At 43.9% G+C, this 22589-nt stretch carries 19 protein-coding genes and 1 tRNA gene; 6 read left to right on the forward strand and 14 right to left on the reverse strand.

The window, feature by feature from the left end; all coding sequences use genetic code 11:
• The first annotated feature begins 118 nt into the window (after window positions 1–118).
• From EQO05_RS02930 to EQO05_RS02940, 3 genes are all read left to right on the forward strand, one after another.
• Window positions 119–973, forward strand: coding sequence for a winged helix-turn-helix domain-containing protein (locus EQO05_RS02930; protein WP_205793663.1), 855 nt, complete (start codon window positions 119–121; stop codon window positions 971–973).
• Window positions 974–1141: 168 nt separating this feature from the next.
• Window positions 1142–1942 carry a winged helix-turn-helix domain-containing protein gene (locus EQO05_RS02935; protein ID WP_128503595.1) on the forward strand — a complete coding sequence of 267 codons (801 nt, stop codon included), beginning with the start codon at window positions 1142–1144 and terminating at the stop codon, window positions 1940–1942.
• A gap of 131 nt (window positions 1943–2073) precedes the next feature.
• Window positions 2074–2550 (forward strand): DNA-deoxyinosine glycosylase, encoded by a 477-nt coding sequence (locus EQO05_RS02940; RefSeq protein WP_128503597.1) that lies wholly within the window; start codon window positions 2074–2076, stop codon window positions 2548–2550.
• Between the two features lie 111 nt (window positions 2551–2661).
• Here the strand turns inward: EQO05_RS02940 and EQO05_RS02945 are convergent, their stop codons facing one another.
• The 8 genes from EQO05_RS02945 to EQO05_RS02980 form a co-directional block, all read right to left on the reverse strand.
• A complete protein-coding gene (locus tag EQO05_RS02945) occupies window positions 2662–2841 on the reverse strand; it encodes a 4Fe-4S binding protein (RefSeq protein ID WP_128503599.1) in 180 nt (59 codons plus the stop codon).
• Window positions 2842–3043: 202 nt separating this feature from the next.
• Window positions 3044–5512 (reverse strand): PAS domain-containing protein, encoded by a 2469-nt coding sequence (locus EQO05_RS02950; RefSeq protein ID WP_128503601.1) that lies wholly within the window; start codon window positions 5510–5512, stop codon window positions 3044–3046.
• A 579-nt stretch (window positions 5513–6091) separates the two neighbouring features.
• Complete coding sequence (locus tag EQO05_RS02955) at window positions 6092–7342, reverse strand: M28 family metallopeptidase (RefSeq protein WP_240664299.1); 1251 nt, start codon at window positions 7340–7342, stop codon at window positions 6092–6094.
• Window positions 7343–7361: 19 nt separating this feature from the next.
• Window positions 7362–7691, reverse strand: coding sequence for a hypothetical protein (locus tag EQO05_RS15755; RefSeq protein ID WP_205793664.1), 330 nt, complete (start codon window positions 7689–7691; stop codon window positions 7362–7364).
• Window positions 7692–7901: 210 nt separating this feature from the next.
• Window positions 7902–8915 carry a zinc metalloprotease gene (locus tag EQO05_RS02965; RefSeq protein WP_128503603.1) on the reverse strand — a complete coding sequence of 338 codons (1014 nt, stop codon included), beginning with the start codon at window positions 8913–8915 and terminating at the stop codon, window positions 7902–7904.
• A gap of 135 nt (window positions 8916–9050) precedes the next feature.
• Window positions 9051–9368, reverse strand: a complete 318-nt coding sequence (locus tag EQO05_RS02970) for a protealysin inhibitor emfourin (RefSeq protein ID WP_128503605.1) — start codon at window positions 9366–9368, stop codon at window positions 9051–9053.
• 66 nt (window positions 9369–9434) lie between these two features.
• On the reverse strand, window positions 9435–10367 hold the full coding sequence (locus tag EQO05_RS02975; protein ID WP_205793665.1) for a M4 family metallopeptidase: 933 nt from the start codon (window positions 10365–10367) through the stop codon (window positions 9435–9437).
• Window positions 10368–11023: 656 nt separating this feature from the next.
• On the reverse strand, window positions 11024–11575 hold the full coding sequence (locus EQO05_RS02980) for a hypothetical protein (protein ID WP_205793667.1): 552 nt from the start codon (window positions 11573–11575) through the stop codon (window positions 11024–11026).
• Window positions 11576–11815: 240 nt separating this feature from the next.
• On the opposite strand from EQO05_RS02980, the gene EQO05_RS02985 reads away from it, so the two are divergent.
• Entirely contained in the window at window positions 11816–13147 is a 1332-nt protein-coding gene (locus EQO05_RS02985; RefSeq protein WP_128503609.1) for an erythromycin esterase family protein, read from the forward strand.
• A gap of 232 nt (window positions 13148–13379) precedes the next feature.
• Here the strand turns inward: EQO05_RS02985 and EQO05_RS02990 are convergent.
• Window positions 13380–13451: transfer RNA gene (locus EQO05_RS02990), tRNA-Thr, on the reverse strand.
• A 147-nt stretch (window positions 13452–13598) separates the two neighbouring features.
• Window positions 13599–14609: a class I SAM-dependent methyltransferase family protein gene (locus EQO05_RS02995; protein WP_128503611.1), complete on the reverse strand. Its 1011-nt coding sequence runs from the start codon at window positions 14607–14609 to the stop codon at window positions 13599–13601.
• 305 nt (window positions 14610–14914) lie between these two features.
• On the opposite strand from EQO05_RS02995, the gene EQO05_RS15895 reads away from it, so the two are divergent.
• Window positions 14915–15373, forward strand: coding sequence for a hypothetical protein (locus EQO05_RS15895; protein WP_240664300.1), 459 nt, complete (start codon window positions 14915–14917; stop codon window positions 15371–15373).
• A 131-nt stretch (window positions 15374–15504) separates the two neighbouring features.
• Here the strand turns inward: EQO05_RS15895 and EQO05_RS03005 are convergent, their stop codons facing one another.
• The 3 genes from EQO05_RS03005 to EQO05_RS03015 form a co-directional block, all read right to left on the reverse strand.
• Window positions 15505–16161: a LysE family transporter gene (locus EQO05_RS03005; RefSeq protein WP_128503613.1), complete on the reverse strand. Its 657-nt coding sequence runs from the start codon at window positions 16159–16161 to the stop codon at window positions 15505–15507.
• A 424-nt stretch (window positions 16162–16585) separates the two neighbouring features.
• Window positions 16586–17599, reverse strand: coding sequence for a transcription initiation factor IIB (locus tag EQO05_RS03010; RefSeq protein ID WP_128503615.1), 1014 nt, complete (start codon window positions 17597–17599; stop codon window positions 16586–16588).
• Between the two features lie 189 nt (window positions 17600–17788).
• Complete coding sequence (locus EQO05_RS03015) at window positions 17789–18049, reverse strand: Gar1/Naf1 family protein (RefSeq protein WP_128503617.1); 261 nt, start codon at window positions 18047–18049, stop codon at window positions 17789–17791.
• Between the two features lie 326 nt (window positions 18050–18375).
• Here EQO05_RS03015 and ppdK point away from each other — a divergent pair, with 326 nt between their 5' ends.
• Window positions 18376–21027, forward strand: a complete 2652-nt coding sequence (gene ppdK / locus EQO05_RS03020; RefSeq protein ID WP_128503619.1) for a pyruvate, phosphate dikinase — start codon at window positions 18376–18378, stop codon at window positions 21025–21027.
• Window positions 21028–21600: 573 nt separating this feature from the next.
• Here the strand turns inward: ppdK and EQO05_RS03025 are convergent.
• On the reverse strand, window positions 21601–22566 hold the full coding sequence (locus EQO05_RS03025; protein ID WP_128503742.1) for a polyprenyl synthetase family protein: 966 nt from the start codon (window positions 22564–22566) through the stop codon (window positions 21601–21603).
• Window positions 22567–22589 lie beyond the last annotated feature (23 nt).

Consider the following 22589-nt stretch of genomic DNA (forward strand, 5'->3'; position numbering starts at 1 on the left):
TTCAGGTCGTACAGGACCGAACTGGAAATCAAATTTTCATCCGTGTTTGCGCGGAGACTTTAGTGTTACGTGATACAGATATTTTATACTTACAAAAAACGCGATAGAAGTGGTTTGAATGCAACAGGAGTTAATAGATGTCGTATTTCGTTCCCAGAAAAGAAAAGATCTCCTTTTACTCTTGGGAGAGGAACCAAGAACAATGGAAGAAATTAAAACCCTGCTTGATGTTTCTCCCACAGCTATCTTACCCCAGATCAAAAGGCTTACAGACAGTGACCTGGTTATTCAAAAAAATGGCAGCTATGAATTGACAGATATGGGAGAACAGGTGTTTAAAAAAGTTCAATCCCTTGTCAATGTCCTTACTTTGCTCGAACGAGACAATTACTGGATAGAGCACGACCTCAGCGGAATTCCTCAGTATCTTCTCGATAAAATAGGAGACCTTAAGGATTGTAAACTGGTTGAAGCCGATCCGAGCCAGATTTTTGAGCCAAGCACGGAACTTTTGAATTTCTTCTCTTCTTCAAGTTATCTTATGGTGTTTTCGTCCTTCTACAGGCCTGAATTCCTGCCCATCTATACAAAGCTCGGAAGGATGGAGTCTGAGGTTACCCTTATTTTCACAGAGTCGGTACTCGAAAAAATTCTGCATAATTATGAGAGGAAAATAAGGAAACTAGCTACAATGAAAAACGCCGAACTTTTTGTCTGTAATGATGGGGTCAAGCTTGCCGAGCTTATGGTCTCGGACCGTGGGATGATGATTTCTCTCTTTGACAGTAACGGAAGGTTTTACCACAATTATATGTCCTGCTCCGAGCCTGAAGCCCTAAACTGGGCAAGGGAGCTTTTTGAATTCTATAAATCAAGAGCCTGGCAGATCGAGAGTGAAAAATGCATTGATAATTTTGTCTGTACAGTCGAAAGCGGAGCTTTTCCGGAATCCATGGTGTTAAGCCTGCATTGAGGTATGAAGGCAGTTACACAGAGCCTACAAAGTGCTCTGCTTCAAAAAATAACTCTTTTTAAGCCTGCATTGTGGTATGAAGGCAGTTACGCAGGTTTAACTTTAGAGTCAGGTTCCCAACTAAATTCCGGGTATCACTCCGTAGCCACTTTCCGGAGGTTATATTAAATGAGTATGGAACTGCAGTTAATAGACATAATTTTTTTTTCGGACAAGAGGAAAAATTTGCTTCTGCTCCTGAAGGAAGGGCCAAAGACAATTGAGGAAATCAAAATCGGGCTTGACGTTAGTTCCAGTCCTATAATGGCTCAGATCCGAATTTTACTCAAAGAAGGGTTGCTGGTGCAGAAGGGAGATAGCTATGAGCTCTCAATAAAAGGAAAGCTTATTGTTCCCAAAATGGAGCCTCTTCTCTCGACTTTTCAGGTTTTTGACGAGAACCATGATTACTGGGCAAGACAGGATTTGAGGACCCTTCCTCCCCATCTGCTGGACCGGATTGGAGAACTTGGCAGTTGTAAGGAACTGTTGCCAGATAGAACCCATATTTTTGATTATCCTCCTGAGATCATGGACCCTTTATATCGTTCAAGGACAGTTATGGAGGTTTCCTCATTTTTCCGTCCTGGATACCCGAGCCTCTATCTGGACCTTGCAAAGAGAGGTATTGACGTCTCGCTCGTTCTGGAAAGGCCGATCTATGAAAAATTGGTTTCTGACTACAGGGCAGATACGGAAGAATTTTTAAATCTGGAAAACACACGCCTTTTTGTCTGTGACCATAAAATCGAGCTTGCCTCCAGCATCGTTACCGATCGCTTTATTTCCCTGTCCTTGATTTCTAAAGAGGGAAGATATTATAATCATGAGATGGTGAGCTTTGAGGAACGTGCCCTTGTCTGGGGACAGGAGCTTTTTAACTATTACGAAGATCTGTCTGAACAGGTAATCGAGTTAAAATCTAACTGAGGTTATCTGAAATCTAACTGAGGTTAACTGAAATCTAACTGAGGTTAACAGAAATCCAACTCAGGTTTAACAGAAATTTAATTTTTTATCCCCAAAGTTTAAAATAGTTTTGAGTTCCAGCTTCCGAATCGATGAAAAAGCAGGGTTTTCCAGCAGTTATTGATGAAAATACCGAAATCCTGATTCTCGGCTCCCTTCCAGGTGACGTTTCTATCAAAAAGCATCAGTATTACGGGCATCCGGGAAATGATTTCTGGAGGCTTCTCGGCAATATTATCGGAGAAGATCTTCAGGGTATGAGTTATCAAAACCGGCTTGAAACCCTGAAACGTAATAAAATCGGACTCTGGGACGTGTTTAAAGCCGGGAAAAGAGAAGGAAGCGAGGACGCAAAGATAACGGACGAAGAAATTAACCTGTTTTCAATGCTGAAAGTTATGGCTCCGAACCTGAAACTGGTTCTTTTTAATGGCAAGAAGTCCGGAGAATATGAACCGACCCTGAGAGCAATGGGATATGAAACAAAAGTCCTTCCCTCGTCAAGCGGAGCTAACAGGCGATTTCTGAAAAATAGGAAGTCAGAATGGGAAGCAGCTTTCAGGCGTTGATAGCTCTTTCTGGCTACCACTCTCTTCCCACTCTTCTGAATAACTGGATTTTGTTCGTATTATTTAAGACATATAATTCCTGTCTTTTCGGGTTATCTGAATTCTTTCAGGTTATCTTACTTCTATAGCGTGTATGGGACAGGTTTCTTCACAGGCTCCGCAATCTACACATTCTTCTTCGTCTACAACTGCGCAACCCTCGTCCTCATCAATAATGATTGCCTCTACAGGACACTCTTCTACGCAGGTTCCACAGCCTGTACATTCTTCTTTGTTGACTTTTGCTGGCATATCTTATAACTCCTTTCTTGCGTTTTTCCATACCTTTTTCTGTGCTCCTTATGCTTACTGCTCATATCAGTATTTTCAAAGCACAACCGGGATTTAGAATCTAAATTAGTCTGAAATCTAAGTTAGTCTGACCCCATTTTTATCTATGGTATTTTATATATATAAACTTGATCTTATAGATCTGTAACGGTTTTGCCGACAATCAGGCTGTTTCAGAATTTTCTGCTATATTGAGCCGTACCGCGAATTCCGTCCCGCCGTCGGTCTTAAGTTCAAGTTCTCCGTCAAGCTGGTCTACCAGTGCATTTACCAGCTGCAAGCCAAGCGTATCAGGGTTTTCGATATCAACATTTTCAGGAAAACCTGCCCCCGTATCAGAAACTGTTAGCACAAGTTCTGTGATCCCACAACCCTGCTTATATTCTTTATCTTCATACTTTTTATCTTCAAGTTTCTTGCCTTCAGACTCTTTATCTTCATCTGTCCAGGATTTACTTTCACTCTTTTCTTCTTTACTGAGCCGGATTTCAATTTCCCCTCTTCTTCTTCCCGGAAATGCATGTTTTAATGAATTAGAAACGAGCTCATTGACAACAATCCCCAGGGGAATTGCTATCTCAACATTGAGGAAAACTTCCTCTTTGAAATAGGTTTGCAGGTTTACTCCGGGATGACCTACGCTGTAAGTCTGGAAAAGATTCTCAACCAGCTTCCTTAGGTATGCTGCAAAATTAAGGGTCTCGGTATTCCTTTCCTGGTAAAGCTCCTCATGGATAAGGGCCATGGAAACGATACGGTTCTGGCTCTCCCTGAAAGCTTCTCTAACCTTCTCATCTTCAAATTTTTCAGCCTGCAGATCCAGCAGGGACGAGATAACCTGCAAATTATTCTTTATCCTGTGATGGATCTCCTTTATGCGGGCTTCCTTTATTTCGTTCAGGGCTTCCTCTGCCTCTTTTTTCTCTGTAATATCGTAAACCGCTCCCTGGTACTTATCCGACTTTTCCCCTCTTCCCTGAATTTTCTGATACAGCTCCTTTATCCATTTTATTTTTCCATCCTTACGTATTATCCTGTACTCAAATTCGGTATCATGGGTACGGGCAGAATTCTTGATTCTCATTACCTGCTTAAGGATTGCAGGTCGGTCTTCCGGATAAATTATATCCATCCACATAACCTGCTTAGACATGAAATCCTCTTCAGTATATCCGGTGATCTCTTCGACAGTCCCGTGAGTAAACTCAGGAATAAGATTCTCATCTAGCTGGAAAGCAACCCCTTTGAAGTTATGTATAAATGAACGGTATTTTTCCTCACTCTTCTCCAGCTTCTCCTGGGTAAGTTTCCTTTCAGTAATATTTTTAATTATTCCGAGAATCCTGTCTACTTTACCTTCTTTATCTTTCAGGCAGGCCCCGATATCTTCAATAAAAATGTAATTTCCATCTTTTCTCCTGCACCTGTATTCTAAACGGTAAGTCCCTCCATCTGTAATACACCGTCTGTAATTTTTCTCTATATTATTCCGGTCTTCAGGGTGAATCTGCCCCAACCAGAATTGTATGCCCATGTCCCTGAAGTTTTTAGATGTAAAACCTGTAAGTTCCTCAGTATTTCCTGCCCATTCAGCGTAATCCTGTTCTACATCATAATCGTATACAATCTGCCCTGTCTGTTCAGCGACTATGCGGTATCTTTCTTCCCCTTTCTCGATTTGCTTGCGGGCAAGTTTCTCTTCTGTAATATCCTTAACGACCCCAAGAACTCTGTAAGTATTGCCGTCCTTGTTAACGAGATATGTGCCTGTATCTTCAACATAAATATAGGTCCCGTCTTTTTTCCTTAGCCGGTACTCTATACGCTCTCTTCCTCCGGTCTTCCTGGCTTGCATGAAATTTTCAACCACGTAATTCCGGTCTTCAGGATAGATATGCTCAAGCCAGTTCTCCAGAGTAAAATTTTTAACCTCTTCTAAACTGTACCCGAAAACCTCTTCAACAGCACCTGCCCAGGAGAGCCTGTTATTCCGGATATCGTTATCATATACGAGCTGCCCTGTCTGTTCGGTAACGATTCCGTACCTCTCTTCGATTTCTTCAAGGATTTTCTCGGATTCTCGGAGTTTAGTGATATCCTGGAAAATCGTAGCAAGCCCGGAGATATTCCCCTTTTCATCCCTGAAAGCAAATTTATTTATAAAAAAAGTTCTTCTTGTTCCGTCCGCGAGTATTATCTCCTGCTCATAAATTTCGCTTCCTCCGGATTTCAGAAGTTTTGTATCAATCTGATTGTATTCGTTACAAACTTCTGCAAGCTTCCTCCCGCTCACTGTATCTCTTTCGGGAAATTTTTCTACTAATTTTCTGCAGACCTCAGGTAGGGTGAATCCTATAATTTCTTCCTCAGGGAGACCGATTATCTGTCTGGCAAATGCCTTATTGACCCCCAGATACACCCCATTCCTATTTTTATAATAAATAGGATTGAGTATTGTATCAAGCATACTTTTAAGAAAATGAAAATCGCTATGAAAATGAAAATCACTTTGAATTACAGTCTCCTTTCTATTATTGGCTGGAGTCTGGTTGCGGAATACCCTGCCTGCAGTACTTAGTTTCTCGGTGTCCTCATCCTCCGATTTGGCAGGTTTGTGCTCCCTATTTTTCATTTGCCTTGCTCCTTTTCCTGATTTTTTTAAATCTCTGCCGCTGCATTAAATTGAAAAATCCCAATTTTTCCGGGCACGCTCAGTCCGTTTGAGCGCGGGATTTTTTTCAGCAAAATAGCCTTTTCAAGTTTTTACCCGCATCATGCGATATTCTCATAAACTATTCTATGGGTTTTATAAATTTATACATATACATTGAATAAAAGCTGGGTAAAATTAATCGTATAAGTCCAGTTGCAGTCCACCTGTGAACCGGACCAGGCAAAGCATCTGAAATCAGAATAATACAGTTTTTTCTGTCATGTCAGGTTTGTTAAATCATAGCGGGCTAATCGTGCTAATCCTATTCCAGTTCCTCTAAAAAGATACCTCAAATTTTTAACCATCGGAAATCCGGACTGAGCAACGTTTACGGGTTCAGTACTCAAAAAGGAGTTAGAAAGAAGCTTTTGAGAAGTATGAACCCGCTAGCAGGCAGATATTTTAATTTTACCAATTTTAAATCCATGTGGATTTTTTAATAGCGTCGCTGTCAAACCGGCACTTTCTCTTGATTCTCATAGAAAGACTCAGAATATTTTACAAATCCTCGATCTCAAGCAATTTCGAAGCCGCAGCGAGGTTCATCCGGATAATTTCCAGTGCGAGCCCGTAATCTATGTGATCAAGCGTATCATTAACAGTATGGATATTGCTATTTGAACTGTCAGTTCCTTCTATAGTGAGAACCGCAGGGATGAGCTTATCAATGAATGGGACGTGGTCGCTGTTGAATGGGCTCTCTGAGGTCTGGACTATGAGTGATGTATATGTGGCTGCTGCTTGAGCAAGTTCCTTCATCAGAGCCCTGGAAATCGGTGCCCCCTCAAGCAGGACAGCCGGGGACTCGGTATTCAGGGTCGCAACCATATCCATGTTTATAACGGCACAAATTCGGTCACATTCGTTTTTCGACAAGCTACTTACATACTGTTTGCTCCCGTAAAGTCCCTGCTCCTCCCCTCCAAAGAGGATAAACCGTAAATCATGTTTTGACGGATATTCTGCAAGCACGCGTGCGATTTCCAGGACCCCTGCAGCCCCGCTTGCGTTGTCATCCGCACCGGGGGCGGGTACATCTCTTCCCCCCCTTACGTTAATCGAATCAAGATGGGCAGTAATAAGCAGAAGTTTACGGTTTTCACTCCCTCTGCCCGGGCGGTCTGCCACGACATTAGCGCTGCTGTCGCTCCGAATATTTACTGGCTGCTGTCCTACCTGATAACCAAAATTTTGAAACTGATTGGCCGCCCAAAGTGCAGCGCTGATAAATTGAGAACTGAAGGAATGGCGCGTCTGGAAATCAACAAGTAAGCTCATGTAAGTACTGTATGTGGTCTGTGATACAGCCGCAACACTTGCCTTCAGGCCGGGCAGGACAGGCTGGGCTTCAGGTCTTGCTATATCCATGATCACACTGCCCATTGCCAGCGGGCGCACTGTCCACCAATCTTCTTTACTTTCAGCGAGGCGGCTTGCTTCTTCAGGAAGAAGGTCGGCTACAAGGTAACGGCCTTTCTCCAAAACTATCCGGGCGTCAGGATACATATTCTGGAATTCCCTTCCTGTCTGGATAACGAGATAAAGCCGACCTTCCAGTTCGTGACTTTCGGCGTGTTCGGGACTTATGCCTGCCTGTCCGGCTTTACTGGTAAATTCAACCCATTCTTCCGTAGCTGTCCAGACTATAGTCTTATCCCCCAGGCGGGCCCAATGCGCCCCGAAATCTTCTGCCGATTTCTCAACAATGTGTTCTTCGCTTGAATCCGAGAGTACTGCATATTTCCCCATAACTCCCCCCGCACACGGATCAAGAAGATGCTGGCAGCTCCCGCACCTTCAATATCTTTTCATCACAATGAAGGATTTCAATGATTCCAGGCGGTTGAACGTTCCCCTCAAAAGATATACGCACACGTCTGGAAGTTTCCGCTTCCCAGTGTCCATTAATTCCATCAAGGGCATCAGTACGACCGATTCCCCAATCGATGAACACCCCATCTTGCCTGAACTCGATACCATCCCTGCCTCGAGCTGGGGGAAATTCGTATTCCTCCGGCCTATATACAGTTACTCCATTCTGGTCTTCTTCAAAGGAGTGTATCCATTTTCTAAAGATCTCATCAGGTAATTCGGTCATAGTTTGTCCCTTTACTCAATCATATTTTGCCCTTCGTATTTGCCTGTACCAGATCAGGATTTACCCTTACTCCGTCCATCTATTCATAATCCGTTACTGATTTAGCCCATTTCAGTTATACCTTTATTTATGGTACAGGCCAGGTTCGGTATAGTGAACGAGATGGCAGGACTCTCCGTTTCCAGGCAATGCTGTCTCTGCCTTTCGGTCTCACTTTGGCATAGGCATTTTACGTTCAGATGATGCCCCTTCTCTCCCTCTGCTTTCCACTCCGGCAAGGAACGATGACCGCGGCCCTTCAAGGCAGGCATTTACCCGGATCGCCTGACCTTGAGTAAACATAACCATGCATTTGTCATCAACGTAGTCCATGTAATTCATGAACATATCACCGTCTGGTCCGTTGCCACAACTAATATGTGGAAATGACGGAACCCCATAGTTAGGGTGGCCCTGATTTGGAGTATCATCAACCTCATCCGAGAGTGAACACGGGTCTTCAAAACGTAGTTCATCACCCCATATATGGTAAAGATTTAACCAGTGACCTATCTCATGGGTGGCAGTCCGTCCCTGATCAAATGGCGGTCTGGCAGTTCCAAGGGTACCGAATCCTGTGTAAGTAACGACAACGCCATCTGTTTCAGCTGGCCCTCCTGGAAATTGTGCGTAACCCAGTAGACCTCCTCCAAGCTTACAGACCCAAATATTCAGATAATGGTCAGTCGGCCATGCATCCTTGCCGCCGGTAGCTTCGAATTTAACTTTATCATCCGTACGAAAAGAGGTCACTAAGCTACGGGTGCGAGTAATTCCTGTAGTCGGAGTCCCATCCGGGGCTCTCGTTGCAAGGAAAAATTCAATTCCGATGTCTGCTGTAAGACCACTCCAGACAGGAGGCACCTGCGATACGTCTGAATTCAGCTTACGGAAGTCTTTATTAAGGACATCGATCTGGCTCATGATCTGGGCATCAGAAATATTCTCCTCTTCTTTACTCCATACAACATGAACGACCACAGGAATCTGGATTATTCCTGTCCTGGATATTGCTCGAAATCCTTTTTTATATTCAAGTGCAAGAGTTTCAATTTGATCACGCGCTTTCATATACGACTCATTCGCCAGTAACCTGTGATGAACTTCCATCGCTCCGCATTTACGCTGAGTTGGCACTTCAGAAGGCTCTTCCCCTATCTCCTTATTCTCAGATTTTTCTTCCATGTGTACATCCCCCCGTTACTTATTCTAGATTGCAAATCTCAAAATTTAATTTAACTATCTGCCGAAAGTTTGCCTTTTCCGGACGGCTTTCTTTTCTAAGCTGCCTTCCTCCAGAATACCGGTCTTTTCTATCCATCAGTCCTTTCTAAGCCGCTCCCACGCAAGCTCCTGCAAAAACTCTAATAGCGGTTTCAATTGATCTGGTACCGTAGCATCATTAAAAGATAATGATTTTTTCTGACCCCCTTCATAAATTATGAGTTTATAATAAAACACATCAGGAGGGCCAGCAGTACCGGGAGCGATCTCACTTTGTTGAAGTTCAAGTACTCTGGAGCTTTCTATAAGCCCCAGGAGCTTATTTGCAGTTTCCGGAGGAAGTTTATCAGTGTCTCCACGATATGTCAGGTCAATATTGGCGTATCCGCCTGAGATCTCAAACTCGATGTGCATATAACCAGCGGTTCCTGTTTCTTTGTGAATAGCCCTGTACTTCTAAAATATAGTGGGGCAAAAAAATTAAAACTGCGTTATCTTGGCGGTAGGAGTGTTAGGGATACTGGTTTCATCTTTCGCTGGTAGCCCGACTTCTTTGAATGCTGCTCTCACCTTTTGTGTGGATCCGCTTCTTACCCTTTCACGTTTTATCAGAAGCTGCGTTGCTTTGACGATCTGTGCTACTGCGTCGTTAAAAGTTGCTGTAGGCCAGAGATTCTGCAATGCAGTATACCAGATAAGTGCTGCATTTTCGGTTTCCAGTTCCCTTGCTGCAAGGTAAAACGCCTTGTTCATGATCCCGCTGTTGATATGTACACCGCCGTTATCGTTAGGACCTCTGTAAATATCCCTCATATGGTCAGGCTGGGGATCTTTACCCATAAGCTCATTATCATATGCAGTGCCTGGAGAAGCCATGCAGCGAAGGGCTTCTCCATACAATTTCGGTCCCATAACCTCATCACCGATAAGCCAGTCGGCATCGTCTGCAGCCGATTTTTCAACATATTGCGTAATTACGGTCCCGAACACATCTGCGAAATGCTCATTCAATGCACCCGATTGGTTACGGTATTCAAAGTTGGAAGTCCATTGCACAACACCATGACCAAGTTCGTGAGCTATCACATCAAGCGATCTGGCAAAGCTGGAGAATATCGCTCCATCCCCATCCCCAAGAGTAATCTCCTTGCCATTAAAAAAAGCATTATTATATTTTGTGCCAAAGTGAACATTACATATTATATCCATGCCGTTGTTATCAATGGAATCGCGGCCCAGTTTAGCCTTAAAGTAATCGCGGAAATTTCCTATATGGTCGTAAGCATTGCTCACGGCATCATCTTCTACAACGGGTCCTCCTTCACTTATTATTAATTTTAACCGATACTCCATCGTGTTTTGAGAATCATATATATGCCTGGCGGCCTTCCCTGCGGCTGCAGCAACTCCCATAAGCGCCCCTATATCCGGGACTTCAGATGCTCTATTCTTGCGGCTGCTCCTGTCCTGGTGAAGTGTTAAGGTTGCATCCTCAACTCCTGCCTTTGCCAGGTTTTCGAGAATAAAAGGCGGAACAAACGTGCAGAAACATTTATTGTCAGTTCGTGGATTCGTAAAATAATTCAGGCTTTACCCCCCTGATTTATTGCTTAATCTCCCTGTTAGAGCATAGTTTGTAGACTTATAAGATAACTTTGATAAAAAGAAAAATTGTCTATAATTTTAAAAGTCTTATAATTTAATATGCTCTCTGAAGGTTATATCTTAAGGAAATAAATATTTAACGTGATTATAATTTAAAAGCATATTACTGTGATATAATACACAAGTCTGAACTGCTGTATAAGTTTTTATTCTAAGTTACTTTTATTTTAGCTGTCAGGAATCAAATCCGGAATTGGGAAAGAATTTATGGATTATTTCCAGCCCTCAGGGCAATTTGCAATCCTTCAGAATTCCAGACTTTTAAGGCAATTCCAGTTCTGCAACTACCGGCGCATGGTCCGACTCCGGGAATTCGGTATCCGTTGCAAAGGCTACAGTCTCATCATGAAGCAGTTCGTTGTGTACCTCGGAATGCTTAAAGTATTCAAACGGGTTTCTTGAGATCAGCAGGTATAGGTATCGAATTTCTGGCCTTTGATGTCTGTGGGCATCCGAAATTTTAAATGGAGATTGATAACGTCCGGTATCCGGTTTCCAACGCCTATCCTGGCGTGAAAGATCGGCCTCTTCCAGCTGATTCTTTCTGCCTTCGGTTCTTCGCCTGGTATTGCTACCGCTGTTACAATCTTGTAAAACGTATCAGGGGTAAAATGGTGTTTGTACTGGTGGGACTCCAGGATTCCGTATCGGCTTAAAATTACAAGGGTGTGTTCATTATAAACTCCAGTCCCGTCCCCATTCTTTGTGGATATCCGGTGAAAGCCGGCGTACTGCGTTTCCTGAATCGGGGCGTCAAGCGCCAGCAGGCGGCGAGGAAATCCTGCCGCTTCCTTTCCATTGACCTCCTGAAGGCAGAAAATATCGGTATTGAGCCTGAGTAGCTGCAGCTGCATTAGAGGGATGTGTTCTTTTAATGCTGGTCTCTCATTGGTTTTGCCATCAAAGTTTTCAAGATTGAAGGTTGCTATGCGTAATTTGCTCGTACTATCCCTCATAAAAAACTTCAGCTCGGATCCTTGCAAGCCTGGAATTCTTAAGATAATTGAGCCTTTTAAAACTCGTTCCGCAGACTCAGACTCAGGTAATGTAAAAAATAAAAATTACTATATTTATATGATGTATCGTAAATGATAGTTATTTTGAATCAATCATGAATAGTAATATTCTGAAATTAACTTTCTACAATGGTTAACAATAATATCTGAACTGGTCGAGTTATCAGGAGGTTCGGGAAAATGAAAAAAAGCTTGTTTCACAGAAATTCCTATCCGGCGTATGCCACTCTCAACGACTGGATTCTACACGAAGCAATTCCTTTCTCTATCGATTCGCCTGAAAACCTCAACGCTGCCATTGACAGGCTTATTGATTCACTTGATGGCTCGGTGGAGTTGCTCGGCTTCGGAGAAGCACTTCACGGCGGCGAAGATATTCTTATACTCCGTAATCGGCTCTTCCAGCGCCTGGTTGAGGTGCATGGCTACAGTGCAATTGCTATCGAGAGCAGTTTCCCCAGGGCACATCTGGTGAATGAGTATATAGCTGGTCGTGGTCCTGCATCGTATGAGGCTGTGCAGGACTCCGGGTTTAGCCACGGTTTTGGCAGGCTCGATGCAAACTGGGAACTGGTGGAGTGGATGAGGTGGTACAATGCAGATCCTTCCCATCGAGTCAAACTCCGGTTCTACGGTTTCGATAGTCCTACAGAAATGACTTTTAGCGATAGTCCAAGGCAAGTTTTGTACTTTGTTCTCGATTACCTCGCCTCGGTCGATATTGCTAGCAGCCAGGAGCATAGGGAACGTATCGATGCATTTCTTGGCCAGGACTCCGATTGGGAGAATCCCGATGCAATGATGGACCCGGCTAAGTTTATAGGCTTATCACCGGCTGCAACGACACTTCGGATTGAGGTGGAGGATCTCATTATGGAACTGCGCATACGCCGTCCCGAACTTGTGGCTAAAAGTGATAAAAGTTGCTATCTGGAAGCCATGCATTATGCGAATGTTGCACGGCAGTTATTGAACTATCATGCCGGGCTGGCGCGAAAATCGGATTCTGGCGAAAGGCTTGTAAGAGGGCTCGGTATTCGTGACCTGATGATGGCGGATAATCTGGCATACATAGTATCCCGTGAGTGTGATCGGGGAAAAGTGCTGGTCTTTGCTCACAGCAGCCATCTGCAGCGCGGAAAGGCACAGTGGCAGTTGGGTACTGATTTACTCATATGGTGGCCAGCGGGAGCGCAGCTCAATGAAATCTTCGGCCCGCGCTATGTCGTCATTGGTTCGGGAATAGGTGTCTCTGAGGCGAATGGCATCGCGCAGCCCGAAAACAGCACTCTTGAGGCTCGACTGACTAATGCGCCGGGATCGGTACGGTTCGTTCCAACTCATAAAGGTCAGGGGCTACCAACCCCGGAAATTGTAGCTCTTCCTACTCGTTCGGGCAGTATGAAAAACTCAAGCTACTTTGCACTAACTCCCCAAAGCTTAACCGATTTTGACTGGCTGGTTGTCCTGGACTCGACAGCATACGCGCGCGGTGGGCCTCCGCTCCAATAATGGGACGTTCCTCCCAGGCAGTAAAACTCTTCGATATTTTAGGATATCTAGAATTGAAAGTATTATGAATTTGCTACTCCTTGATTTCTTTAATAAATATCTCCGGGGTAAGGATTCTCAAGTAATAGACACAGATGATTTGCCTTATGATGTGATTTTGTTCAGAAAATAGTCAGAGTAGGTGAATTAAGGAAAATATTCAAAGTCGCTAAGATCACTCAAAACTAACGAGAGCCGCCGGAGGGACTCGAACCCTCGGCCTGCTGATTACGAATCAGCCGCTATACCGCTAAGCCACGACGGCACATGCACAGGAAATAATAAGCAGACTTAAAATAGCGATCAAGAATTTAATTATTTCGCTCGGGCGGAGCTGTTTGCTTTTGCAGAGCCTGGATAATTCTAATATTTGTTAAATAATTCTGGCATCTCTTTGATAATTCTGGCTTCTTTAAATAATCCTGGCTTCTATGCAGACATTATACTGGTGAGGGGCATAGGAACGGACTACCCTTTTATCCAGAACCTCAATTTTCCTGCCTGCTTTTTCCGCAGCTGCCCTTATATGTTCTATGGAGCTTTCGAAAAGGTCGTTTTCAGGAGTTATCCCATAATAGTGAATTATTCCGCCGGGTTTAGTCAGGAGAACGGCAGAATCCAGAAACTCAAAGGCGTTATGAGGAAGGTTCATAATCACATGGTCTGCAGTCCCTGCAAACTTTCTTGCTACTTCCCTGGCGTCGCCTTCGATTGCTTCAATGTTTTTTACAGAATTAAGTATTATATTTTCCATGAGGTAATGCACGGCGTCGGGATTTTTATCAATTGCAAGTACCTTTGAATGTTTTTTACTTTTCGCGATCAGGATGCTGTAAGGGCCGACACCTGCAAACATATCGACAACGACATCCCCTTCTTTGACCCAGGAGAGGATTCTTGAACGCTCGGTTGAAAGGCGGGGCGTGAAATAAGCCCGCGCAAGGTCAACTTTATAGCGGCAGCCGTATTCCCGGTGAATGGTTTCTGTTCTCGGTTCGCCTGCAACAACCTCAAATTCCCTGACCCGGAATTCCCCGATTACAGGCGTAAGGGGCTTGAGAACGGTTCTTACATTTGGCTGGGTTCGGAGGAGGGCATCGGCAATTCTTGAGGCTTTCTGCGCATCAAGATCAGGATCTTCCAGCAGGGCGATATCCCCTATAATCTCATAGGCAGGGCTGAAACCAAGCAGATCCTCAGGAACAGGTTTCTTTTCCTGGAGCTCGAAATCGCATTCATTGAGTTCGATTCCTTCAGGGAAACTACTCAGTTCTTCAGGGGCAGGCTCTCTGGTAAGGGGAAGATAGAGAAACATCTCATCTCCGCTTATTTTCACGGAATTGTCAAGCATCTCAAGCTCAAGGAGTATTCTTCTTACAGGCTCTCCTATTTTTTTAGGGACTTTTATGCACTGCCGCTTCATGGATAATCGACCTTTCGGAAGCCTAAGGTTATCCTTCTATTAATAGGCTCTCCCAAAATTTGTCCGGCTACTTATGCGGTTATTTATCCGGCTACCTATCCTGCGATTTTTCCGGTTATTTGTTGCGTACTTATCCGGCTATTTTCTCTGAACATCAGGTTTTTGAGAAAGCCTGAGTGAATTTTCCATTGACGAACGATTCCTCAGAAACTTTGCTTCCAAAGGGATCATTAAGCGTGGACCTTATTTTCAAATAAGGCAAAAAACATAGCTAAAACATAGCTTAACTTTAAGGGGTGCTAAAATTGGTAATGGGAGTGGGCATTAACCAGCTCAGGAAAATCTCGCTTGGTTTGCAGGTCTCTACCCTGCTAACTTATATGATTGGATTTGTTGCACTGAAGCGAAGCGATTTTAAGAAGGATGGAATCCCGAAGCACGGGAAGATAAACACTTTCGGATATATCCTTGGAGCCTTATCTTTATTGTTTATGTTATACTCCGGACTGAGACATATAATTGCCAGGGCAGCTCCTCTAATCCTGTATATTCATGGTCTCTTCGGGCTTATGACGCTGGCTCTTAGTTCCTTATTCGTAGCTAACAGGTGGAGCTGGAAAACTGTAAAGAATATGAGAATTCTTGTAATCCTGTTCCTGTCTACTTTCAGTGGGGGAGTCTACATGTTCTCACGGTTCTCTAAAAAGGAGGCTGCAAAAAAACGACCGATAAAAAGGAGAATTACAATTAAAAGGTGCTTATAAAACCATGAATAAATGGTCTCATAGATAGGAAAACGGAAGTAAATTTCAGGATAATCGATTACCCTGATGATAATTCCTTAACTGCGGCGGAATTCAGGGCAGCCCGGTCTGACTTCGGGAAAGCCGAACTCTTAGAGCATTTGCATTGAATTATTGTAATTAAGCATGAAATAGAACCCAAAAATTACCAGAAATATTCCGCAGGTATAGAGAATATACCTGTGCGTTTTTTGTGAGAGCAGAGCTTTCCCACGGCTGAATGATCCGGATATGACAGTAAACCAGCTCAGGTCTGCTGTCCAGTGCCCGAGCATGTAAGCCATTGCAAATATAATTCCCAGTTCATATTCCTTAAGTACGAGGGCTCCGCCCGCGGTTAGCCACCAGATCCAGAAATAAGGGTTCGAGACTGAAGTAACCAGACCTATCAGAACAGGGTTGGAAGTCAATCTCAAGCCTGACGAATCCTGAGAGGTGCTTGAAGAAGAAGCTGCGGCTCTGGCATCTTTTAAGGTGAAAAGCCCGAAGACCAGAAGTGAAAGCCCTCCTATAAGAAAAATTGCGGAAATAACGCCGCTGCCGACGAGCGAAGCAGCCCCGAGAAGAATCAGGATATAGAGCGCGACTTCTACAATTATGTGCCCGAATACAACTTGCGGACCTGCAAGCCAGCCTTTTTTCAGAGATAGCTCTATAGTTGCAAAAAGCATAGGACCTGGAACGAGTGCGCCTGTAAGCCCTACTGAGAAACCTAGAAGAAGAGCTTTCAGAATTTCAACTGTTGGCATTATAAATCAAAAACTTGAAACTTTTAAATTTCGTTTTAAAAATAAACCTCCGTGTGGCAGGAAGCTCCGGTTACTAAAACCAATGCAAAAATAGAACGTTTCTCTATATAATAATAGAGAAAACCCACAGCTAAAAGATAAAATAGAAAAATTTAGAGGACACTTTCAGTATCCTACAACCCATTGTATTGCAAGCGTTGACCCGCGACCGTTGATCCGAAACCGTTGCGCCGGTTTATCACGCCGCTACGTTGTTTTCGCTCAAGCCTTTTTTGAAAAGGCTTGCGTTTCGCCGGTCGATCACGCTCCGGTTACACCGGTTTAGATAAGCATGAGTTTTTGATCAAACTTTTTTTGAAAAAGTTTTCGCTCAAGCCTTTTTTGAAAAGGCTTGCGGTCAAGGATTTTTTGCAAAAGGCTTGACTTAAAGGATAATTTCTATATCCAGCTCTTCTGCAAGCTCTTTGTACCTGTTTCGGATAGTAACTTCGGTTACCCCGGCAACGTCTGCGACTTCACGCTGGGTTCTCCGCTCGCCACAGAGGATGGATGCAATATAAATTGCAGCTGCAGCAACTCCTGTGGGGCCCCTTCCGCTTGTGAGTTCCTTTTCGGAAGCCTGCCTCAGAATCTCAACGCTCTTGGACTGGACTTCTCCTTTAAGGTTAAGACCGGAACAGAACCTCGGGACATAGTCGATTGGGGAGGTGGGCATAAGTTTCAATGCCAGTTCTCTGGAAATAAAGCGGTAGGTTCTTCCGATTTCTTTCCGGCTGACCCTGGACACCTCTTCAATTTCGTCAAGGGTTCTCGGGACACTGCACTGGCGGCAGGCAGCATAAAGAGCGGCTGCGGCAACACCTTCAATGCTTCTTCCGCGGATAAGGTTCTTGTCCACGGCTTTTCTGTAGACGACTGCTGCGGTTTCTCTGACCGTTCTCGGGAGACCCAGAGCAGAAGCCATCCTGTCCAGTTCGGATAATGCAAATGCGAGGTTTCTTTCAGTTGCGTTACTTACACGAATTCTACGCTGCCATTTTCTTAAACGATAGAGCTGAGCACGATTTTTGGAAGAAATTGATTTTCCGTAGGAATCACGGTTTCTCCAGTCAATCATTGTGGAAAGCCCTTTGTCGTGGATTGTGTATGTCATGGGCGCACCCACACGGGAACGCTTCATACGCTGATCATGATCGAAAGCTCGCCATTCAGGGCCTTCATCCACAAAATCGGCATCAATGACAAGTCCGCAGTCCCCACACACGAGCTCGGCTCGCTCGTAGTCGTGAACGAGGTTCCTGCTACCGCATTCTGGACACACGGCCTTTTCGGTCTCAAAATTTTGCTCCTTTTGCTTCTCTTTGCGAGCTTTGATCATGGCACGTATTTTTTCCCTTTCAAGAGTGTCCGAATAGCGAACCCTTTCGACTTCTACCATATCATATCACCTTACAAATTAAAATGACCATATGTTTATGTTTCCCGGTACTTTGGCTGCACCACTTAAATTACAGTATATATAAAAGGACGGAGAAGAAAAATCACGCTATAACCAGCAAAAAATATATAAACCAGTTAATGTTAAACCATAATAAAGAATTCAAACGCGCATTCAATGTCAGAGATCTCACCGAATATAGACTCTTTCATTAACGAGAGCCCGAAAATCTGAATCAGGAGTTCGTTTAAAACCCTTCACTAAAAAATATGGATGGTTTACAGGTCCGAAAACGCTGACTATAGTACCAATCCGATTCAGGGCCTTATCTACAACGACAGAATTCAATTTAGGAAGACTACCTGAGACATTCTCGGGTTTTACCTCATCCCCTCTAATTATCAGGTTTCTAACGCCTGACCTGTGCAGCACTTTACCGAGTCGTTTCATATCAGCCACGAATAGTTAATAGCTATTTCTCCAGCTCAGGGCAAAAATCTCCTGGCTTTGAGCATGTTATTCTGTCAGTCACAAATAAGAATATATATTATAGACTGAAAAGCATATGTAGTCTACGTTCATTATATATAAAGATATCGCAAGACCTATATTGTACGTTAGTCTTAACTAATTTAGGATAGTTAAGTATAAAATAGAGGAGAGGGCAACCACAACCTTATATATTAAATGGACATTGTTGGCAGCAATTCAGACCATAAATGTGGTCATATTCACACTAACTCCGATTAATGATCTCGTTCCAGGGAGGAGACTCATTGTCCAAATTCGTATATTTTTTTGGAAAGGATGTAACTGATGGCAAAGGTAGCATGAAAGACTTACTTGGAGGTAAGGGCTCAGGCCTTGCAGAGATGGCAAATCTCGGGGTCCCTGTACCACCAGGTTTTACAATAACGACCGAGGTTTGCGTACTTTATTTAAAAGATCAGATTTATTCTGAAGAAGTACTCAAACAGATAGAAGAAGCAATCGATAAGCTCGAAACCTTAAACAACAAAAAATTGGGGGACCCAAAAGATCCACTACTTGTTTCTGTAAGGTCCGGAGCCAGGGTGTCCATGCCGGGGATGATGGATACCGTCCTTAACCTCGGGCTCACGGATAAATCCGTCATTGGATTAGCTAATAAGGTTAACGATGAAAGATTCGCTTACGATTGCTACCGCAGATTTATCTCCATGTTTGGAGATGTGGTTCTGGGAATTGACTCTGACAAGTTCGAATCCCTCATCGAGGATAAGAAAAAAGAACTTAAAGTTGAATCCGATACCGATCTTGATGCAAAAGCCCTGAAAGAACTGGCCGAGAGGTTCAAAGGAGTAATTAAACTAGAAAAAGGGTTTGAGTTCCCCCAGGATCCCAAAGTTCAGCTTCAGATGGCAATTAATGCTGTTTTTGAATCTTGGAATAATCCGAGAGCCATCACTTACAGGAAACTTAATGAGATTGATGACAGCTGGGGCACAGCCGTCAATGTACAGACCATGGTTTACGGGAACAGAGGAAACACCTCAGGTACAGGAGTTGCTTTTACAAGAAACCCGTCTACTGGAGAAAAGAAGTTTTTCGGGGAGTACCTTATCAACGCACAGGGCGAAGATGTTGTTGCAGGCATCCGGACTCCTGATTATATTGACACTCTTGGAAATAAGATCCCAGATGCCTATAAACAGCTTGTTGATATCTGTCAGAGGCTCGAATCTCACTTCAGGGATATGCAGGATATAGAGTTTACTATTCAGGAAGGAAACCTCTACATGCTGCAGACCAGGACAGGGAAGCGCACTGCTGCTGCAGCTGTGAAAATAGCAACGGATATGGTAGCAGAAGGGCTGATTGATAAGGAAACCGCAGTCACAAGGGTTAAAGCCGAACATATCGACCTTCTCCTTCACCCGAGAATCGATCCTAAAGCAAAACTGGAAGTAATTGCAAGAGGGCTTCCGGCTTCACCCGGAGCCGCTGTAGGAAAGGTTGTATTTACTGCCGAAGACGCCGAAGGGATGGCCGAGATCGGAGAAAAGACAATTCTCGTCAGAACTGAAACCTCCCCTGAAGATATCGGAGGAATGGCAGCTGCCCAGGGCGTGCTTACCGTGCGCGGAGGAATGACATCTCACGCTGCAGTCGTTGGAAGAGGTATGGGTAAGCCCTGTGTTGTAGGTTGCGGAGAAATCTCAATCGATACAAAGAGCAACATCTTCATGGTAAATGGTCATACTATCAAAGAGCACGATTATATTACCATCGACGGAAGTGCGGGCAGTGTAATTATCGGGAAAGTGGACCTGATTGATGCCGAGATAAATGATGACCTGAAACAGATCCTTGTCTGGGCTGATAATATCAGGACTCTCGGAGTGAGGACAAATGCGGACAACCCGGCAGATGCAGGTCTTGCCCGTGAACTCGGGGCTGAAGGCATAGGACTTTGCAGAACCGAACACATGTTCTTCGGAGAAGACAGGATCCCCGCAGTAAGGGAAATGATCATGGCCGAAGACGAGAAATCCAGGAAAAAAGCCCTCAAGAGATTACTCCCCATGCAGAAGGAAGACTTCCTTGGGATTTTCCGCAGCATGGAAGGCCTGCCTGTAACTATCAGGCTGCTTGACCCACCTCTCCATGAGTTCCTTCCTGACAAGGAAGAACTGGACACAAAGCTCAGGGAACTTGAAACTTCAGGAGACTGTGGAAAGATTGACGAGGTAAAAAAAGTCATCCAGCGTGTGATTTCCCTCAAAGAACTCAATCCTATGCTCGGTCACAGGGGTTGCAGACTCGGAATAACCTATCCGGAAATCTATGACATGCAGGTGCGTGCAATCATGGAAGCAGCCTGTGAACTTGCAAACGAGGGTATGCAGATTGTTCCTGAAATCATGATTCCTCTCGTAGGTCTTGTAAAAGAGCTTTCCGTTACCAGGGAAGAAGTCTGCAAGATGGCAGAAACGGTCATGGCTGAAAAAGGTGTGAGAATCGACTACAAAGTAGGAACAATGATCGAGCTGCCCAGAGCTGCAATTATTGCAGACAAAATTGCACAGGAAGCCGATTTCTTTTCCTTCGGGACAAACGACCTGACTCAGACAACCTTCGGGTTCAGCCGTGACGACGTGTCCAAATTCGTGCCCATCTACCAGAAGGCAGGAATTCTCGAGCACGACCCGTTCGCAGTCCTGGACCAGGAAGGCGTTGGCGAGATCATGAAGATCGGCATAGAGAAAGGCCGCTCCACCAAACCCGATCTCAAAATGGGAATTTGCGGAGAACACGGCGGAGAGCCCAAGTCCATTCACTTCGCCCACCAGATAGGCCTCGACTATGTAAGCTGCTCTCCTTACAGAGTTCCGATTGCAAGACTCGTAGCTGCCCAGAGCACAATCGAGATGAGAAACGCAAAATAAGGTCCTGAAAATCGAATCCAATTCAAGCAGGCAGGTTTCTCATCCTGCCTCTATTACTTTTTTTGAAACTCTTATCTGCGTCCGCAATTTTGAAAATCTTGATATAGATCATATTGTTCAAAATAGTAATTCTTTTTAAAAATAATAATTCTTTCCAAATATACTAATCACTTTTTCTAAATAGTAATATTTTTAAAATAATAAGTTGAAAATATCAGCTCTTATAAATACATAATATTACTTTTACAGGGTTGATACTATTATTCTATAAAAGTAAAAACAGATTTGTTAAAAGATTTGTTAAGTTTAATATGAATCAAAAAAAGATTTGTTAAGTTTAATATGAATCAAAAAAAGATTTGTTAAGTTTAATATGAATCAAAAAAAGATTTGTTAAAAACGATTTTTTAAGTATAAATGTAAACTCAGCATAAATTTCGTATAACTTGTATAGATCCAAATGTAAACTATTAAGCAAGGTTATTGCGGCTCCGATTAGCCGCAGTTTCCCTGAAGCCTTAGTTATTTCTGGGCTTCTTTAGCTAGTAATCATTCGGTTATCCGGTACTTTATTCAGTACTTCCTTGAGATCATGTAATCGGCGATCTGAAGGAGAAGTTCCTTTTCCGGACAGTCTTCCAGGGCGTCCAGCTTTGCTTTGCCTTCGTTGATATACGAAATTGCAAGGTTCTTCACATAATCAATTGATCCGCACTCGGTTAGAATCCGGACGGCTTCGTCGGTTTCTTCCTGAGTAGCTTCCCCCTTGCCGAAAATGTCCAGTTTCACACCCTTCTCGAAAGCATCGATTACGATAAGAGTGTGTTTCCCTTCCATAAGATCGCTACCTCTGACTTTTCCGAGCACTTCTTCAGGTGTGACCATATCCAGAACATCGTCATACATCTGGAAGCCAATCCCTATAAGGCGTCCGTACTCGGATAAGGCTTCAGCAGTTTCATCAGAGGCTCCTCCAAGAAGGGCTCCGATCTTGGCTGCAGCGGCATAGAGGACCGAGGTCTTCTTTTCCACCATTTCAATGTATTCGGATTTAGAAACCTTCTCCCTCTTCTCAAAATCCATATCGAGCCACTGCCCTTCGCAAATCTCGGTACAGGTCTTTGAGAGGACATCCATGCATTTCAAAATCCTTACAGGTTCATTTTCGACTTTTGACAGGATCTCAAAAGCTTTGGAGTAAAGCGTGTCGCCTGCAAGAATTGCTCCGGCTTCACCCCATATTTTATGGACTGCAGGTCTCCCTCTGCGAATATCATCTCTATCCATTATATCATCATGGATCAGAGTGAAATTATGTACAAGTTCCACGGCTACTGCTGCAGGCAACACCGATTTTAGATTTGAGCCTACAGCTTCGGCTGCCAGAATAAGAACTGCGGGACGGAGGCGTTTTCCTCCTGCATCTACCAGGTAGCGAGAAGCTTTGTACAGTTCCTCGGGACGGGCTACCGGCAGCAGTTCATTAATTGCGGCATCAACATGGACACTTCTTTTTTTGATCTCATCAATCAGCATCATAAACATCACGAGACACGGAATAT

It is taken from the genome of Methanosarcina sp. MSH10X1 (assembly GCF_004099695.1).
In the GTDB taxonomy this organism is placed as follows: domain Archaea; phylum Halobacteriota; class Methanosarcinia; order Methanosarcinales; family Methanosarcinaceae; genus Methanosarcina.